Raw genomic sequence first — 1,622 nt, 5'->3', positions numbered from 1 at the left:
ACATTCAGATATAATTTTTATAATGTCTGTGAGATTAAATCTTGACTTCTACAGCTAATATGGCTATTGGCGGTATAACACCAATACAAAAATTAGCTCTCGCAACTTAACTTTCTACTCTCTATTGCGATTAAAAATGGGAGGGTTACCCTTGCTTTATCAATTACTTACGTAATTTCCTTGCAATAACTATTTTTATACTGCCTTAAGTTTAGATTGCTTGAAATTAGTTTTATCAAAATCATAGATAAAATCTTTGATAATGGGTACTATAAACTGTTTAAATTTACTTCCGCTAAATATACCGTAATGCCCTGCCCCTTTTTGTAAATGGTATCTTTTCATTGATTCAGGTATATTTGAACAAAGTTTTAAAGCAGCTTTTGTTTGCCCTACCGCTGCAATATCATCTAATTCTCCTTCAATACCAAGTAAAGCACATTTAGTAATATGTTTTAAATCAATCGGACGCTTCTCAGAAACTAATTTACCTCTTGCTAACGAAAATTGTTGGAATACTTCATCTATAGTTTGTAAGTAAAACTCTGCCGACATATCCATACCCGCTAAATACTCATCATAAAATTTAATAGTATGATCGGCTTTGTTATAATCAGAATTTAATAAACTTTGCCATAATTCTAAATGTGAATCTATATGACGGAATAAGTTTAAACTCATAAAACCGGCAAGTTGGAGGAAGCCGGGATATACTTTTCTTCCATGACCTGGATAGTTTGGCGGCACCTGCATTGTAACCATTTTGCAGAACCATTCTAAACTTTTACTTTGAGCAAATTCATTAACTGCTGTAGGGTTTTTTCTAGCATCAATAGGTCCGCCCATCAAAATCATCGAACTCGGCACATTCGGGCTATTACTCTCCGACATTAAGCTAATGGCGGCAAGCAGTGGAACAGTAGGTTGGCAAACTGCCATAGCGTGAACATTAGGTCCTATAAAATTGATAAACTCCATTACGTAATCAATATAATCATCCATATCAAAACGCCCTGCTTCAAGCGGCACGAAACTTGCTTCCGTCCAATCTGTAATATAAATATCAGTATATGGTAATAATTCTTGTACGGTTGATCTAAGTAAAGTAGCGTGATGCCCTGCCATAGGTGCTACTATTAATAATTTAGGTAATTCTTTTTTAAAACCTATTTTCTGAAAATGCCTTAGTTCACAAAAAGACTTTTTTAGTATAACTTTTTCATTAATGTTATAGGTTTTATCATCAATAATTGTTTCAAGAATATTAAATTCGGGTTTTTCATATTTTCTAGTCATGCGTTCACAAAGCGTTAAATAAGAATGCATAATTCTTGCAAACCCATTATCCTCTAGAGACTCATGTTCATACGCCTCTTTCAGGATTTTTATACCTAAATGTATTGGAGCAATTTGCGCTCTAAGCCCCTCTAACATATAATATGTATAATTAGTACTTAAATCACAGTTCATCATAATTTATCCCCAAATCTAAAAATAATTAACATAATCATTTAGTTTAACATCAAAAATTTCTTTAGTACAGTAATTTTAGGATTCACGGCTTAAATTTTTATAAATGCGTGATAATAATGGTGGTCGTGCCTCCGTATTGCAGTTTAGAG

1 protein-coding gene is annotated in these 1,622 nt (G+C 33.0%); it reads right to left on the bottom strand.

Translation table 11 applies throughout. From position 1 onward, the window contains the following. Positions 1 to 195: 195 nt before the first annotated feature. Complete coding sequence (locus tag KYQ89_RS05545; RefSeq protein WP_218460756.1) at positions 196 to 1,473, bottom strand: polyhydroxyalkanoate depolymerase; 1,278 nt, start codon at positions 1,471 to 1,473, stop codon at positions 196 to 198. Between the last annotated feature and the right edge of the window lie 149 nt (positions 1,474 to 1,622).

It is taken from the genome of Rickettsia sp. TH2014 (genome assembly GCF_019249195.1).
GTDB classification, from domain to species: Bacteria; Pseudomonadota; Alphaproteobacteria; order Rickettsiales; family Rickettsiaceae; genus Rickettsia; species Rickettsia felis.
The sequence above is the reverse complement of the archived record's forward strand: the minus strand, read 5'-3'. Positions and strand labels throughout refer to the sequence as shown.

What these genes read in the sequence shown, in the direction of transcription:
- KYQ89_RS05545 (WP_218460756.1), bottom strand. Translation starts at nt 1,473, where the DNA reads ATGATGAACTGTGATTTAAGTACTAATTATACATATTATATGTTAGAG.